This is a genomic window from Corynebacterium sp. Marseille-P3884 (assembly GCF_017942225.1).
Classification (GTDB): domain Bacteria; phylum Actinomycetota; class Actinomycetes; order Mycobacteriales; family Mycobacteriaceae; genus Corynebacterium.
On record NZ_JAGKSD010000022.1, the window covers coordinates 1 to 14,966 of the forward strand.

A 14,966-nucleotide genomic window follows, 5' to 3' on the forward strand; every position below is an offset into this window, starting at 1 on the left:
CACGACCTCGCCGGAGTGCTCGGCCGCATCGCCGCGTACGAGCCGCGCACCGTCACTATCGCGGGCTGCGAATACCGCGAGGGACTCAACGTCGTCGGGCTTTCCGGCGGCGTCGCGACGAACACGCTTCCCGACGAAGCCTCCCTCACCATCAACTTCCGCTTCGCACCCGATCGCAGCCTGGACGACGCGAAACAGCACCTCGAAGACACCCTCGCGCTCGAAGAAGGCCTCGAATTACTTTACGACGACGCCGTCCCCGGCGCCCTCCCCGGCCTCGACGCCCCCGCCGCCCAGGGCCTGCTCGCCGCTGTCGGCAGTGAATTCCGTGCCAAATTCGGATGGACGGATGTGTCCCGGTTCTCTACGCTGGGAGTTCCGGCTGTGAACTTTGGCGCCGGCGATCCCGGGTTCGCCCACAAGATCGACGAGCAGTGCCCGATCGAGCAGATCCGCACCGTTGCGGACACCCTCATCGCGTACTTGACCGGCGCGTCCGCTTAAAGCGCAGGCCCGCAGCGCAATAACTTTCCCGACTAGAAAGCTTTCACCCCGTGGCACCACACATCACCCCGCGCCCGGATCGCGACCGTACTCTAAGCGGCCCGATTCTTAGGCGCCACAAAGGCAGCGACGCCAATTCCACGTCCACCTACGACCAGCGTCTCTTGCAGATGGGTCGCCCGGACCACGATTGGAAGCATGCGGACCCGTGGCGCGTCATGCGCATCACCAGCGAGTTCGTCTCCGGTTTCGACGCTCTTCACGATCTCGACTGGGCCGTGACCGTCTTCGGTTCCGCCCGCCTCGGCGAGGGCACCCCGGAATACGAGCAGGCCCGCGCACTGGGCAAGGCCCTGGTGGAGGCTGGTTACGCGGTCATCACCGGTGGCGGCCCCGGCCTGATGGAAGGTCCGAACCGCGGCGCTTATGAAGCCGGCGGCATGTCTGTCGGCCTGGGTATCGAGCTGCCTTTCGAGCAGGGACTCAACCCCTGGGTCGACCTCGGCCTGAATTTCCGGTACTTCTTCGCCCGCAAGACGATGTTTTTGAAGTACTCGCAGGGGTTCATCTCGCTGCCGGGCGGCTTCGGCACGATGGACGAGGTCTTCGAGGTCCTCTGCATGATCCAGACAGGCAAGGTCACCAACTTCCCGATGGTGCTCCTCGGCACCGAGTTCTGGTCCGGCCTCGTCGACTGGATCCGCACCCAGCAGCTCGGCCGCGGCCTGATCTCGGAGGGCGACGACCAGCTCTTCCTCGTCACGGATTCGGTGGACGAGGCGGTGGAGTACATCGTCAACACGCACCGCGAGATGTCGGACCCGCGCAACCTGCACAAATACGAGCGTTAAATGCACCTCCTTCCCGCCGGCCTGCCTCGTGTCATGGCCATCGTGAACCGCACCCCGGATTCGTTCTATGACAAGGGTGCGACCTTCGCCTTCGACGCCGCTCTGGCGCGCTGCCGAGAGGTCGTCGACGCAGGCGCCACGATCGTCGATGTCGGCGGCGTGAAAGCAGGCCCCGGCGACGACGTCAGCGCTCACGAAGAGATCGACCGCGTCGTGCCGTTTATCGCCGCCGTCCGCGATCAGCTCGCCGCAGCCGACGCGACCTCGGTGGATATCTCCGTGGACACGTGGCGCGCGGATGTCGCGGAGGCGGCGATCGCGGCGGGAGCGACCCTCATCAACGACACGTGGGCAGGCTTTGAACCGGAGCTCGTCGAGGTCGCCGGCGCGCACAAAGTGGGCTACGTCTGCTCGCACACCGGTGGTGCGACCCCGCGTACGCGGCCGCACCGCGTGCACTACGACGACGTCGTCGCTGACGTGATCCGCGAAACGACGACGCTCGCGGAGCGCGCCGTGGACTGCGGCGTCCCAGAAGACAAGGTGTTCATCGACCCCACGCACGACTTCGGCAAGAACACGTTCCACGGGTTGGAGATCCTGCGGCGCATCGACGAGGTCGTCGCCACGGGCTGGCCGGTGCTCATGGCGCTGTCGAATAAGGACTTCATCGGGGAGACCACGGGACGAGCAGTGGGGGAGCGCATCGCGGGCACGCTCGCGGCGACAGCGTGGTGCGCGGCGCGCGGGGTCGCGGCATTCCGCGTGCACGAGGTCGCCGAAACCATCGACGTCATCCGCACCACCGCAGCCATCCAAGGAACCACAGGTCCGCTCGCCACGATCAGAGGTTTGGCGTAGTGCAGGTCTCCGTCGTCATTCCCGCCCTCAACGAGGAAGCCACCGTCGCTGATGTGGTGCGCGCAGCTCGCGCATCGTGCGCCGACGAAGTCATCGTCGTCGATTCCGATTCGACGGACGCGACAGCCGCCAACGCGGAAGCTGCCGGCGCGACGGTGCTCAATTGGCGGGATATTGCGCCGGAGATTCCAGTTCAGCCCGGCAAGGGCGAAGCGCTGTGGCGCGGGGTCCTCGCGGCGCAAGGAGATATCGTGGTGTTCCTCGACGCAGACGTCACCACCGTTGAGGCGGGGTGGGTGGATAGGTTGGCGGGGGCGTTCGTCGATAAGCGTGTGCATCTTGTGAAAGCGAGCTACGACCGCGCGCTCAACGGTGCCCCGCGCGGCGGCGGGCGCGTCACGGAACTGACGGCGAAGCCGCTCCTCCGCCTCCTGTTTCCCGACATCCCGCCGCTTGACCAGCCGCTCGCCGGCGAATACGCCATCCGCCGCGCTACCGCACTCGAGGTGCCGTTCGTCGCGGGATACGGCGTCGAAGCGGGCTTGCTTATCGACGTCTCCACCCTCCACGGCCCCTCCTCCCTCGCCCAAATCCCCCTCGGGCAGAAAGCCCACCGCAACCGGCCTTTGCACGAACTGTCCGCGATGGCTGAAACCGTCGCCGCCACCATCCTCGCCCGCGCCGGCGTCGGTGAGGTCCCGCAACGCCAGCCCTGGGCCGAACTGCGGTAGCATCAGTTCATGCTGTCTTGGGTCATTCTCATCCTCGTCATCGCCGCGATCGCCCTGCTCGGCGCGTGGATTTCTGCCTCGATCGCCGGCCGCGGCGAAGCGCTACCTCCGATGGACGCACCCCACGACGTCATCGCCGCAAACCGCGACGCCGTCGACGCTGGCCGCTACGAGGACATCGCCCTTGAAGTCGTCCCCCGCGGATACCGCCAGGACCAAGTCGACGCTCTCGTCGAGCACCTCCTTTCCAAGCAAGGGCGTAAGATTGGGGAGGAATTTCCGTCGCGCGTACCCGCGACCGACGGAGAGCAGACAATCGAAGAGCCAAGGAGTAACACCACATGGCAGCAATGAAGCCGCGTACCGGCAACGGTCCGATGGAAGTCGTCGAGGAAAGCCGAAAGATCGTGATGCGCATCCCGTCCGACGGCGGCGGACGTCTCGTGGTGGAGCTGAACAACGAGGAAGCTGCCGAACTTGGCCAGCTCCTCACCGATGTCGCAGCGCAGTAGAGCTGCGGGTAACATGACGCCATGCTCAAAGACATTGTTGATGTGCTGGCGGACCCCGTTGACGGAAGTGCTCTGACGGGGGCGGACGATTTCAGCCGCCTGGTGTCTGAGACCGGGCATTCGTACGACGTGGCTAAGCAGGGCTACGTCACGCTGGCATCCGGTGCCGGGATCGCTCACGAGGGCGATAGCCCGGAGATGGTGGCTTCGCGCGAGGCGTTTTTGTCGCGCGGCCATTTCGCGCCGTTCGTGGAGACGGTCACGGAGCGCGTCCTCGACGCTCTTCAAGGGCTCCCGCTTGACGACGTCGCGGCCACCCCCACCATCCTCGAAGTCGGCGCCGGAACCGGCTACTACCTGACGCCTGCATTTCGTCCTCGAGACTCAATGTTGGGAGAGCATCGTGAACCGCCGCTACCCGCCCGCAGGCAATGAAGCTGCTGCACGTGCCTCGGCTGCTCGGCGGAGCACCGTCGGCAAGGCCATCACGCTGCTGGCAGTTGTCTTCCTGCTTGTTGCGCTCGTCCTGGCAGCGCTCCGTGTGGGGCTCGCCTCGTGGGTAGCTGGTGCGGCAGGCTTGGTCCTATTGCTCATCGGATTTCCGCTGTGGGTCGTGAGCGGGAATCGTTCCCGTGGGCCGCACCATTACCTCCCCGACGAATACGCGCCGCCGATGCAGCACCGCCCGAAGCAGAACGAGCGAGGCCAGACGATGGCGCACCGCAGCGAGAATCCGCGCGCCCAGCTCGTGGCCGCTCTCGTGACGGCACCGATCATGGTGGCCATCCTGACGTGGCTACTCTTCGTTGCGCTCGGTGCCGGAAACTGGCTGATGGCGGCAACAATGCTGGCCATCGGCGCCTTGCTCATCTTCTTGGTGGTTCAGGCTGGGGTGCGCTGCTCTCGAGCCCTCGAGTGGGACCGTCGTCACGGTCGTCAGGCGGGTGTGCCGGAATGGCGTGACTCTCGCTTGCCATAGGCCAAGATCTAGAACTGTTCCCGAAGTTCCATGGGGAGTTCTCCCCACAGACAAAACCGGTGCCTCTCCGTAGCATTGGCAGTGCTTACAGAGGGTTTGAATCAGCGAGGGGAACTCTTGACGCGGTGGAGAATTCCCGCGGAATCGGCGTCGATATCGCTGTTCCCGCCGCGAAGCACTTGGCGAAGGCGCATCCCAAGATCGGCGCCGTCGTCGCCGATGTGTGGGAGGGCCTTCCTCTGCGCGATAATTCCGTAGACGTGATCACCGTGATTTTCGCGCCGCGCAACCCGCAGGAATTCGCGCGCGTGCTTGTCGACGACGGCGAGGTCCTCATCCTCACCCCCCAAGCCGGCCACCTCGACGAACTCCGCGAGCCCCTCGGCATCTTGGGCGTTGAGGAAGGCAAGCAGGAGCGCATGCTCGAGCAAGCCGCCGGTCACCTCGTTCCCGTCGGTGAGTCAGAACTCATTGAGTTCCCGATGAACCTGGACCGCGAGTCGATCGCCGCCCAGGTCGGAATGAGCCCGTCTGCCCGCCACCTCGACCCGGAGGTTCTCGCTGAGCGTGTCGCTGCTCTTCCTGAGACGATGACGGTCACCGCGCGAGCGCAGCTCACTCGGATGAAGCGAGCGCCGCAGGCCTAGGCTCGGCGGCTCAGCTTTAGGCTCCGGCCTGCTAGCTCAGACTCCGCCCTGATCACCCTGCTCGCGCACGCTACAGCCCTTCGCGAGCAGGGCTTTAGCGGTTTTTAGACCGCCGCGCGCGGGCGGCTCCACTGGCTGAGAATCTCCGCGTCGCCTTCAGTCGTGGCGCGGAGCTCACCGACGCCGTTTTCGGGCCAGAAGCGGCTGGCCATGGTGACGGCGCCGCCGCCGGCGAAGACTTCGATGGCGGAGCCGTCGACAAGCACGGAGATGTGGTCTTCGTCCTCGTCGTCGAGCTGCGCGGTAGCGGGGTTGCCGTCGAGGCGGTCGAGGGTGATCTCGTCGCCGGAGTGGGTGATCACAGCGGCGACGTCGCCTGTGGTGTCGACAACTTCGACCGCCACCTTCGACCCCACCGGGATCTCACACAGGCCAGTCCAAAGCTTGGCGCGCTGGGTGGCGCTGACAGCGTCGGGAAGCCCTTGTGCGGGGGTCTGGTACAGCTCTCCGCCCGCGAGGGTGACCACGCGGGGCAGCGACAGAGCGTTGGCCCAGCCTTCGGATTCCCAGGTCGGCTGGGCTGTCGGGTCGCCGCCGCGGCCGGTCGCAGCCAGCAGACCGAAGATGCGGGCTTCGGCGTAGCGCTCGTCGTCGGTCTGCGTGCCGCGCACGACGTTGGTGCTGCGGGGGCGGGTGAAGTCGTGGCCGTAATCGAGGCGGGTGAACGGGGTCCGCACGGTGAATTCGGTCTCGTCGAGGGTGCCCACGAGGTAGCCGGTCAGGTCGCCCTTCTCAAGCTCGACGGTCAAAAACAGCACGTCGTAGATCTCGCCGTCTTTCTCGTCGCGCAAGCGGATGATGCGCGGGGCGACGGTCACTGCGTCGTCGGAAAGGCCGGTGTCGCCGTCGAAGCGCAGCGGGCCGAGCAAGGACCACGACGTTCCGTCGGGGGAGTCCAGCACGACCGGGACAGGCTTCTCGGAGGGACCGCTGCTCGCCAGCATCACCCAGCCGGATTGGCCGCGGGTGCGGTCCTCGCTTTCTTTCCAGTCGGGGACGACGCAGGGGGAGCGGAAGCGAGTGAAACGCCCGACGTCTTTCACCACAGGGCCGAGGCGGCGCACTCCGGGATCGATGTCACCGGCTTCGTCGACTTCCTCGCAGAGGGTCTCGATCTCGTCGATACGCGCTGCTTGAACCGTCGTTCCTGCGTTGGTGACGGACGTGAAGTACAGGTCCGTGCCTTCCGCCGAGGAAACGACGGAGCCGGCCAGGATGCGGGTCTCGCCGCCGACGGGTGCGATGACGTCGTTGCACTCGTAGAAGTCGAACGGGTTGCCCTCGGAGAATTGGTGCGCCCAACGGGTCGGGGCACCTTCAGAAGGTTCGTACTGGTAGAAGAGGTGCCAGTTGTCGCCGTCGCGCAGCATGCCCGCTGCGGCGTTCAGAATGCCTTTGTCCGCGGTGACATGCAGTTCCGGTTTCAAATTGCTCACAGTTTCGTCCTCCGGTCTTACAGAAGCGACTTGTACACGTCGACGGTTTCTTGGGCGATTTTGTCCCAGGTGAATTCTTTTTTCACGCGGGTCAGACCAGCTGCTGCGAAGCGTTTGGTGGTGGCCGCGTCCTGGGCGAGTGCGTTGACTGCGGCGGCGAGGTCCTTCTCGAAGGATTGTGTGTCGTCCGCGTCGTAGTGCACCAGGGTACCGGTCTCGCCGTCAACGACAACTTCGGGAATGCCGCCCACGTCGGACGCGACGACGGCGGTGTTGCACGCCATCGCCTCCAAGTTCACGATGCCCAGCGGTTCGTACACCGACGGGCACACGAAAATGTCGGCTGCGGAGTAGATGTCGCGGATATCTTCTTTCGGCAGCATGTCCGTCACCCAATGCACGCCGTCGCGCATCGCACGAAGCTTATCGACGAGCCCCTCCGTCTCCTCCGCAATCTCCTTCGTATCGGGAGCTCCTGCGCAGAGAATCAACTGGATATCCGGGTCGAAATCCTGGGCTGCCTTCACCAGGTGGGGCACGCCCTTCTGGCGGGTGATGCGCCCGACAAAAGCGACGACGGGGCGAGACGGGTCGATGCCGAGGCGCTCGATGACATTCTTTTCGCTGCTCGCGTCGGCTGCGGCACTGTCGGTTTCGCCACGCAGGTCGCCGGCGGCGTCGACGGTGGGGTACCAGAACGAGGTGTCGATGCCGTTGAGGACGACGTGGACACGCGAGGCGTCGATGCGCGGGTAGGCGCGCAAGATGGCGTCCTTCATGCCGGCGGAGACTCCGATGACGGCGTCGGCGTTTTCCATGGCGTTCTTCTCGGACCAAGAGGAGACGTCGTAGCCGCCGCCGAGCTGCTCGCGCTTCCACGGGCGGTCGGGTTCGAGGGAGTGCGCGGTGACGACGTGCGGGACACCGTGCAGCAGTCCGGCGAGGTGCCCGCCGAGGCCCGAGTACCAGGTGTGGGAGTGGACAATGTCGACATCGGAAGCGGCATGAGCCATGCGCAGGCCCGTCGACATGGTCTTGATAGCGCCGTTCGCGTCATCCAAGGCGGGGTCGACGCCGTGGACGTACACGTTTTCCGCGTCGCGGGGCTGGCCCATGCAGTGGACGTCCACGGTGACGTCGTCAAGCTTGCGCATGAAGCGCGTGAGCTCCGTGACATGGACTCCCGCGCCTCCGTAGATTTCGGGCGGATATTCGCGGGTCATCATTCCGACTCTCATGCTCTCCGAGACTAGTAGCGTTTTCACGGCCGTGCAGGCACCCACGGAGGGAGGTGGCGGGTGTCCCATTTGCTGCAAGTGCAGTGCAGCTTTAGCTCTTCTTACCTAGGCTTGGGGGTGTGAACAGCCAGCCGAATGTCCTCGCCATTGTCCTCGCGGGCGGAGAAGGCAAGCGCCTTTTTCCGTTGACTCTCGACCGCGCCAAGCCCGCCGTGCCGTTCGGCGGGAATTACCGTCTCGTCGACTTCGTTCTGTCCAACCTCGTCAACGCCGGGTACAACCGCATCGCGGTGCTGACGCAGTACAAATCGCACTCGCTCGACCGCCACGTGGCTACCGCGTGGAATTTCTCGGGGCCGATGCACCAGTACATCGCGTCGGTGCCGGCGCAGCAGCGTCTGGGTAAGCGCTGGTACCAGGGGTCGGCGGATGCGCTTTTGCAGTCGCTGAACCTCATCTACGACGAGCAGCCGGACTACGTGCTCGTCTTCGGCGCTGACCACGTCTACCGCATGGATCCGTCGCAGATGGTCGAGGACCACATCGCGTCGGGCAAGTCGTGCACCGTCGCCGGCATCCGCGTGCCGCGCGTCGAGGCCACGGCGTTCGGCTGCATCCAGTCCGACGACGACGGCACGATCACGGAGTTTTTGGAAAAGCCAGCCGACCCGCCGGGCACGCCCGACGACCCAGAGGTCACCTACGCGTCGATGGGCAATTATTGCTTTTCGACGGAGGCGCTTATCGACGCCCTCCGCGAAGACAACGACAACGAGTCCTCCTCCCACGACATGGGCGGGGACATCATTCCGTATTTTGTCGGCAAGGGCGACGCCCACGTCTACGACTTCTCCGCCAACCAGGTGCCCGGCGCGACTGAGCGTGACAAGGGGTACTGGCGTGACGTCGGCACCATCGATTCCTTCTACGATGCCCACATGGATCTCATCTCGATCCACCCGGTGTTCAACCTGTACAACAAGTCGTGGCCGATTCACTCCACTGAGGACGAGAATCTGCCGCCCGCGAAATTCGTCTCCGGCGGTATCGCGCAGGAGTCCATCATCGCGCCGGGCTCGATCATTTCGGGTTCCACGGTGCGCAATTCTGTGCTGTCGACGGACGTGCGCGTGGAAGAAGGCGCGACGGTCGAGTCATCCGTGCTCATGCCAGGTGTACGCGTCGGCCGCGGAGCTGTCGTGCGCCACGCCATCTTGGATAAGAACGTCTACGTTTCGGACGGCGCGACCGTCGGCGTCGACGAGGACAACGACCGTGCCCGCGAGTTCACCATCTCGAAGGCCGGTGTTGTGGTGGTGGGCAAGTCCGAGGTCGTCGAGTAGTTAGACGCGGCGCGTCACTAGCGTCACCCCGGAATCGAGGGGGAGACGCGTCACGACGGCGCCTTCCAGCCCATCCACCAGCTCATCCGCTTCCCGCGCAGCGAGAGTGGCGCGGTCTTTGCGGGTGGGGTCGGTGACGGTGCCGTCGAGAAGCGAACCCGCGAGAACGAGAGTGCCGCCGGGCGAGAGCAGCGGCCACGCGGCCTCGACGACAGCCGGCAAATCCACCGGGTCGACGTCCGCGTAGACGAGGTGGTACGCGCCCGTCGCGAGCCGTCCGAGCACGTCGAGCGGGCGTGACGGCAGGAAACGCGCGCGCGATCCGCCGAAGCCAGCGTCCCGGAACGCGGCCTTCGCGCGTGCCTGGTGGTCCGCCTCCGGGTCGATGCACGTCAACGGGGCCTTGTCCGGCAGTCCCGCGAGAATGTGCAGGCCCACAACGCCGGCGGCGGGCGTCATCGCGACAGCGCCCGTCGCGGCAGCGCCGCTGGTGGCGCCGGCTGCAGCCAACGTACCCAGCAATTCACCCACCGCGACGCTCGGGGTGGGAAGGGAGTATTCGGAGGCGTCGGCGCGGGCGTCGATAAGCGGGCCCTCTTGCTGCTTGCCTGTGATGTACTCGTTGAGGGACGAAAATGCTGAATTGCTCACACGAATATCCTACGAAATCGACCCCGGCGGTGCGTGGACCCGCGCGGTACGCAACAATAGTGAGCATGCACGACGACGCCACCGGCACCGCCGCCTTCGACCAAGGCCACGGCGAGATGCCCAGCTGGGCAGAGCTCGTCGAGGAGCACGCCGACAGCGTGTACCGCCTCGCGTTCCGCCTCGCCGGCAACCAGCAAGACGCCGAGGACCTCACACAAGAGACGTTCATGCGCGTGTTCCGCAACCTGAAGACGTACAAGCCCGGCACGTTCGAGGGCTGGCTGCACCGCATCACGACGAACCTGTTCCTCGACATGGTGCGTCACCGCAGCAAGATCCGCATGGAGGCGCTGCCCGAGGACTACGAGCGCGTCCCCGGCACCGCCCCGACGCCCGAGCAGGTGTACACCGCGACGAACCTCGACCCCGCGCTGCAGGCTGCGCTCGACGAACTCGGGCCTGAATTCCGCGTGTCCGTCGTGCTCTGCGATGTCGTCGGGATGAGCTACGAGGAGATCGCGAAGACGCTCGGCGTGAAGATGGGCACCGTCCGTTCGCGCATCCACCGCGGCCGCAGCCAGTTGCGCGCCTCGCTCGAGGCCCAGGCCGCGTCGAGCGAGGCGGCCCGCGAGCTCATTCGCGCGAGGTGACAGCCCCGTGCCCACCTTTGATTCCATCGACCACCTCAATTTCGAAGCCGTCGCCGCGCTTATCGACGACGAACTCACCCCCACCGCCCTCCGCCGCGCCCAACAGCATCTGCTGCAGTGCCCCGACTGCCGTCGCGAAGTCGCTCAGCAGCGCGCCGCCGCCGATGCCGTGCGCGAACACAATTCCGACGGGTGCTTGCGCGCGCCGCGGTCGTTGGTGGAACGCCTGCAGCATCTCGACGCCGCCGACGCGGACGCCCCCGCTGCCGCTGCCGATTCCCGCTCCCACGATTCGTCGGGGAAGCGGGCCTTTTCCTGGCTCCGCACGCGCGACGGGCTAAAGTGAAACCGTGTTTGACACTATCGGTTGGGGCGAAATCTTCGTCGTCGTGCTCGCGGGCCTGATCATTATCGGTCCCGAGCGCCTGCCTGGGGTCATCATGGATGTCCGTGCCGCGATTTTCGCGGCGCGCCGCGCGATCAACGACGCGAAAAACGAGCTCTACGGCGAGGAATTCGACGAGTTCCGCAAACCGATGAGCACCGTCACCGAATACGCCGCGATGGGGCCGAAGCGCGCCATCGCCAAAGTGCTTTTCGACGAAGACGGCGACTACCTCGACCAGTTCGACCCCCGCAAGATGATGGATGGGGACCCTTCTGTGGGCAGTTCGGCGGCTCCCGGTCCCAGCTCTGATGACGTGCAGAGATCGCAGGAGCGAGGGTCTAAACGGCGGCGTCGTCAGCCCGGAATGGGAGTCAGTGCGCCGCAGGACTCGCAGACAGGGAACCAGAACCCGCCGGCGCAGTCGGGCGGGGCAGGGTTCTCCTGGGCGGACGTCACCTAGTTTCGGGTGACTCCTAAGTTGAGGTTCTTGCCGGCGAGGGAATCACGGCGGATCTTCAGCTTGCCGGCGATGTCGGCGATGGCCTTGCCGGACGGGGAGTCGGGGGCCTGCACGGCGATGGGGGTGCCTTCGTCACCCTGGACACGCAGAGCTGGATCGAGGGGGACAGAGCCGAGGAGGGGGACGTCGGTGCCGGTGATGGCGGTGAGGCGCTCGGCGACGTTCTCGCCGCCGCCGGTGCCGAAGACATCCATGGTGGTTCCGTCGGGCATGACCATGGCGGACATGTTCTCGATGACGCCGGCAACACGCTGGCCGGTCTGTTGCGAGATGGAGCCGGCGCGTTCAGCGACTTCAGCGGCAGCGGCCTGCGGTGTGGTCACGATGAGGAGCTCGGCATTCGGGACGAGCTGCGCCACGGTGATGGCCACGTCGCCGGTCCCGGGCGGAAGGTCCATGAAGAGGACGTCGAGTTCGGACCAGTAGACATCGGAAAGAAACTGCTGGATAGCTCGGGTGAGCATCGGCCCACGCCACACGACCGGGGCGTTTCCTTCGACGAACTGGCCGATGGAGATGTGGCGGACGCCGTGGGCGATGGGCGGCATGAGCATCTCGTCGACAACCGTCGGGCCCTGGCCCGCCGAACCCATGAGGCCAGGGATGGAGTGGCCGTAGATATCGGCGTCCAAAATGCCGACGTTCAAGCCCTGCGCAGCCAGCGCGGTCGCCAGATTCACCGTCATTGAGGACTTGCCGACGCCGCCCTTGCCCGACGCCACCGCGAACACCCGCGTCGTCGAGCCCGGCTGCGCGAACGGGATCACCGGCTCTGAGCGATCGCCCTTGAGCCGCTGGGCGAGGTTGCGACGCTGCTCCTCACTCATCGTGTGCATGGTCACGCTGACTTCGCCGACGCCCTCGAGTTCCTCGAGCACGGCACGCACATTGGATTCGATGGTGTCGCGCATCGGGCATCCGGCAATGGTGAGGTAGATGCCGACGGCGACGTCGCGGCCGTCGATACGCACGGACTCGACCATGTCCAATTCGGTGATCGGTTTGCCGATCTCGGGGTCGTCGACCCGGGCGAGTGCGTTGCGGACAGCTGCTTCTGAAATCGGGGCTGTGTCAGTCATTGCCCGTAAAGTATATGGCCTTCGCGCCCGCGGCTGAAGCCGGCACTAGACTCGAACGGGTACACGAACGCGAAAACGAAGGATGAGCACATGAGCCAGCTGAATCCGGCACCCGGCGGCACCTCCGCATCGCGCCGTCCCGTCGACGGGCTGCAGCGCCCTTCGGGTTGGCCCGTGGGAAGCTTCAAGAATTACGAGGACGCGCAGGCCGCCGTCGACGGGCTGTCCGACCGCGAGTTCCCGGTAGAAGACATCACGATCGTCGGCGTCGACCTCATGCAGGTCGAGCGGGTTACCGGGCGGCTGACGTGGGGGCGTGTGCTGGCGGGCGGCGCGCTGTCCGGCATGTGGTTCGGCCTCTTTGTCGGCTTGCTGTTTGCGCTGTTCACGCCGGATGTGTGGACGTCGCTTTTGTCCGCGCTCGTGATCGGCCTGCTCTTCGGCCTCGTCTTCGCCGCAATCGGGTACGCGTTCACGCGCGGCCGCCGCGATTTCTCGTCGGCGACGACCATCGTCGCCGGCCGTTACGACATTTTGTGCGAGCCGTCGTCCGCGCCCCGCGCCCGCGACATGATCGCGGAGATGGGGCCGCGTCCCGCACAATCGCTTATCGACGAAAGCCCCCAGAGCTAATGCCCTCCCTTTCTCACCTGCAGAGCAGGTCGCGTGGGTGCTCGTCGCGTTCATCGTGGTCGTCGGTTGGAGCTGCGCGAATCGTCGCCGCTATGTCAGCTGTGGGGATGCTTTTCGGCGCGACAGCGTGCGCGCCGGCCGAAGAACCGGTGCGGATTGCCGCTGATCCGTCTGATCCTGAGCAGATGGTGCTCGCCGAGATCTACCGTCAGGTGGCGGAGCTAGCCGGCAAGGAAGTGGGGATCGTCGGCCAGCAACTGAACGATGACGGCGAGAAGCTCGCCCTGCTTCAGGCCCGCGACGCGAATCTGGCGGTCATGTGCGTGGGGTCGCTGGTCGTCGCGGCGAACCCGGCCGAGACTGACGCTTTAGAGGAGAAAAAGCGCGAGGCAGATACGGACGACTCCAACGATGTGGATTTGGCGCTGGCGACTTATGATGCGGCCGTCGCGACGTTGCCTGGTGCGTTCAAGACCGTCGATCCGTCGCCTGCTGAGGGCTGCGCAGATGCCGACCACGGCGACCTGCCGCAGAACATCATTCCCGTCTACCAGGCCGGGCTTTTCGACCGCGGCGTCCGCAACGCCATGAACAAAGTCACCCGTGCGTTGTCCACGACAGACTTGGAGAAGCTCATCGAGAAGACCGAAGAAGACGGCGACCCCGGCGCTGCCGTCAATGCCTGGATGCAGGAGAAGACCGGCATGGGTTCCGAGTTGAAGCGCATCGTCGACGAAGGTCAGGCTCGCGAAGTCTAGAAGCCGATTGCAGGCGCGCCGAACTGGCCGTGGGGTGTGGTGGCCCCTCGGCTAGGTTCCGAACAACAGGTGCATCGCACCGTATTGGTGTGTCCGGTTTGGTACTGGTGTTCCGCGCGGTGAGATCCATGTCGGTGTCCCATCGCGCACCTGTATTCGACCCCTGTTGTGTCTGTCGGGGTCATCGTCGTTGGTGCGGTTGTGATACCTGCACAACACCGACAAATTGTTCATATTCGTCGGCCCACCGCGGGCCCACGGTTCAATGTGGTGGACCTCGCAATTATCAGCAGCATGCCGACAATCCGGCACTGGACACGTCGTCAGTGTTGCCCGGGCGAGATCGCGTTGTTTCTTATTAGCGAACCGTTTCGTGTTGTACAGGTTCACCGGGCCTGCCTGAGGGTGGAAAAGTGCGACTTCCAAGTCGGACCCGTGGAACCGAGTCAGGTACTCCGCACCAGTCATCGTCGTGCCATCAGACAACCCGAGGATGGTGTCATCACCCTGGCCGCCAAGGACCTTGATGTAATCCGGCAGCGGGATCTGCACCAGCGGGCGTGGAACAGCATCAGCAACAGCCCCATCCTTGTGCAGCAGATCGTGGAACGCCTCGTACATCTGCGGACCCTCAGGGCGGTTAGCGTCGAGTTTTTGGCGCAGGGCGTACTCAAGGGCAGCGATATCACTCGCATCACCAGTAGCGCTAAAGGTGCGTTTACCTTTCCGTTCCTTACCGAACCGGACCGACGACTCCGGGGCAGGTGTATCCACCTCAGGAACGATGTCTTTCGCACGACGCTTCAACGTCTCGTAGTTCCCGCGCACAGACAACAACGCCAGGCGGATTGTCCACTTTTCTTTCTCGGTACCCAACGAACGCACTTGTTGTTCGATGAACAGGATCTGGTCGAGTGACTTCCCCGTCTCGCGGGCGATGCGTACCGCGTGGGCTTGCTTACGGGTGGAGCGGGTCGTGCCGAAGTAGGTCTCGTGGGCTTTTTCCCACTCGATATACGTGGTGGGTTTGACGCCGGCAGCCTGAGCAGCCTGACGGTCGAAACCGGCCAGGATGTCCATCGGACTACCGAGTGTTGTCAGAAACGCGTCAAAATCGTTCACAGC

Annotated in this window: 18 protein-coding genes and 2 pseudogenes; 15 read left to right on the plus strand and 5 right to left on the minus strand. The window is 65.0% G+C overall.

All coding sequences use genetic code 11. The annotated features are described in order from the left end of the window. The 9 genes and pseudogenes from J5Y21_RS10920 to J5Y21_RS10960 form a co-directional block, all read left to right on the plus strand. Positions 1-504: peptidase dimerization domain-containing protein (locus J5Y21_RS10920; protein WP_210575717.1), on the plus strand; the 504-nt coding region annotated here is incomplete at its 5' end. 50 nt (positions 505-554) lie between these two features. Further along, positions 555-1,355 carry a TIGR00730 family Rossman fold protein gene (locus J5Y21_RS10925; RefSeq protein WP_210575719.1) on the plus strand — a complete coding sequence of 267 codons (801 nt, stop codon included), beginning with the start codon at positions 555-557 and terminating at the stop codon, positions 1,353-1,355. Further along, entirely contained in the window at positions 1,356-2,216 is an 861-nt protein-coding gene (folP, locus tag J5Y21_RS10930) for a dihydropteroate synthase (RefSeq protein ID WP_210575721.1), read from the plus strand. It abuts the gene before it with no gap. Then, positions 2,216-2,947 carry a glucosyl-3-phosphoglycerate synthase gene (locus J5Y21_RS10935; protein ID WP_210575723.1) on the plus strand — a complete coding sequence of 244 codons (732 nt, stop codon included), beginning with the start codon at positions 2,216-2,218 and terminating at the stop codon, positions 2,945-2,947. Before folP ends, J5Y21_RS10935 begins: the two co-directional genes overlap by 1 nt. 9 nt (positions 2,948-2,956) lie before the next feature. Then, complete coding sequence (locus J5Y21_RS10940; RefSeq protein WP_210575725.1) at positions 2,957-3,301, plus strand: cell division protein DivIVA; 345 nt, start codon at positions 2,957-2,959, stop codon at positions 3,299-3,301. After that, positions 3,289-3,459 carry a DUF3117 domain-containing protein gene (locus J5Y21_RS10945; RefSeq protein WP_087116512.1) on the plus strand — a complete coding sequence of 57 codons (171 nt, stop codon included), beginning with the start codon at positions 3,289-3,291 and terminating at the stop codon, positions 3,457-3,459. The genes J5Y21_RS10940 and J5Y21_RS10945 overlap by 13 nt, the downstream gene beginning before the upstream one ends. A 21-nt stretch (positions 3,460-3,480) precedes the next feature. Beyond that, positions 3,481-3,819 (plus strand): annotated as a pseudogene (locus J5Y21_RS10950) (SAM-dependent methyltransferase); the annotation flags it as partial. Between the two features lie 43 nt (positions 3,820-3,862). Continuing rightward, positions 3,863-4,438, plus strand: a complete 576-nt coding sequence (locus J5Y21_RS10955) for a hypothetical protein (protein ID WP_210575727.1) — start codon at positions 3,863-3,865, stop codon at positions 4,436-4,438. Positions 4,439-4,551: 113 nt separating this feature from the next. Then, positions 4,552-5,085: pseudogene (locus J5Y21_RS10960) on the plus strand (SAM-dependent methyltransferase); the annotation flags it as partial. A 104-nt stretch (positions 5,086-5,189) separates the two neighbouring features. On the opposite strand, the gene J5Y21_RS10965 reads toward J5Y21_RS10960, so the two are convergent. Next, entirely contained in the window at positions 5,190-6,581 is a 1,392-nt protein-coding gene (locus J5Y21_RS10965; RefSeq protein ID WP_210575729.1) for a GH32 C-terminal domain-containing protein, read from the minus strand. 17 nt (positions 6,582-6,598) lie between these two features. Then, entirely contained in the window at positions 6,599-7,819 is a 1,221-nt protein-coding gene (glgA, locus tag J5Y21_RS10970) for a glycogen synthase (protein WP_210575731.1), read from the minus strand. 119 nt (positions 7,820-7,938) lie between these two features. Between glgA and glgC the strand changes: the two genes are divergently transcribed. Beyond that, positions 7,939-9,162: a glucose-1-phosphate adenylyltransferase gene (glgC, locus tag J5Y21_RS10975; RefSeq protein ID WP_210575733.1), complete on the plus strand. Its 1,224-nt coding sequence runs from the start codon at positions 7,939-7,941 to the stop codon at positions 9,160-9,162. Here the strand turns inward: glgC and J5Y21_RS10980 are convergent, their stop codons facing one another. Beyond that, positions 9,163-9,813 carry a class I SAM-dependent methyltransferase gene (locus J5Y21_RS10980; RefSeq protein WP_210575735.1) on the minus strand — a complete coding sequence of 217 codons (651 nt, stop codon included), beginning with the start codon at positions 9,811-9,813 and terminating at the stop codon, positions 9,163-9,165. It abuts the gene before it with no gap. A gap of 65 nt (positions 9,814-9,878) precedes the next feature. Between J5Y21_RS10980 and sigE the strand changes: the two genes are divergently transcribed. The 3 genes from sigE to J5Y21_RS10995 are packed head-to-tail and all read left to right on the plus strand — an operon-like array spanning position 9,879 to position 11,311. Further along, complete coding sequence (gene sigE / locus J5Y21_RS10985; RefSeq protein WP_210575748.1) at positions 9,879-10,463, plus strand: RNA polymerase sigma factor SigE; 585 nt, start codon at positions 9,879-9,881, stop codon at positions 10,461-10,463. 7 nt (positions 10,464-10,470) lie between these two features. Beyond that, entirely contained in the window at positions 10,471-10,809 is a 339-nt protein-coding gene (locus tag J5Y21_RS10990; protein ID WP_210575751.1) for a zf-HC2 domain-containing protein, read from the plus strand. Positions 10,810-10,813: 4 nt separating this feature from the next. After that, entirely contained in the window at positions 10,814-11,311 is a 498-nt protein-coding gene (locus tag J5Y21_RS10995; protein WP_210575753.1) for a Sec-independent protein translocase TatB, read from the plus strand. Here the strand turns inward: J5Y21_RS10995 and J5Y21_RS11000 are convergent. Next, on the minus strand, positions 11,308-12,450 hold the full coding sequence (locus tag J5Y21_RS11000) for an Mrp/NBP35 family ATP-binding protein (protein WP_210575756.1): 1,143 nt from the start codon (positions 12,448-12,450) through the stop codon (positions 11,308-11,310). The genes J5Y21_RS10995 and J5Y21_RS11000 overlap by 4 nt on opposite strands. 90 nt (positions 12,451-12,540) lie before the next feature. On the opposite strand from J5Y21_RS11000, the gene J5Y21_RS11005 reads away from it, so the two are divergent. Continuing rightward, a complete protein-coding gene (locus J5Y21_RS11005) occupies positions 12,541-13,083 on the plus strand; it encodes a general stress protein (protein WP_210575758.1) in 543 nt (180 codons plus the stop codon). A gap of 92 nt (positions 13,084-13,175) precedes the next feature. Next, positions 13,176-13,841, plus strand: a complete 666-nt coding sequence (locus tag J5Y21_RS11010) for a hypothetical protein (RefSeq protein ID WP_210575760.1) — start codon at positions 13,176-13,178, stop codon at positions 13,839-13,841. A 51-nt stretch (positions 13,842-13,892) separates the two neighbouring features. Here J5Y21_RS11010 and J5Y21_RS11015 read toward each other — a convergent pair whose 3' ends face one another. After that, the gene (locus J5Y21_RS11015; protein ID WP_349236996.1) at positions 13,893-14,963 is read right to left on the minus strand and encodes an HNH endonuclease signature motif containing protein; all 1,071 of its coding nucleotides are present in this window, start codon (positions 14,961-14,963) and stop codon (positions 13,893-13,895) included. Between the last annotated feature and the right edge of the window lie 3 nt (positions 14,964-14,966).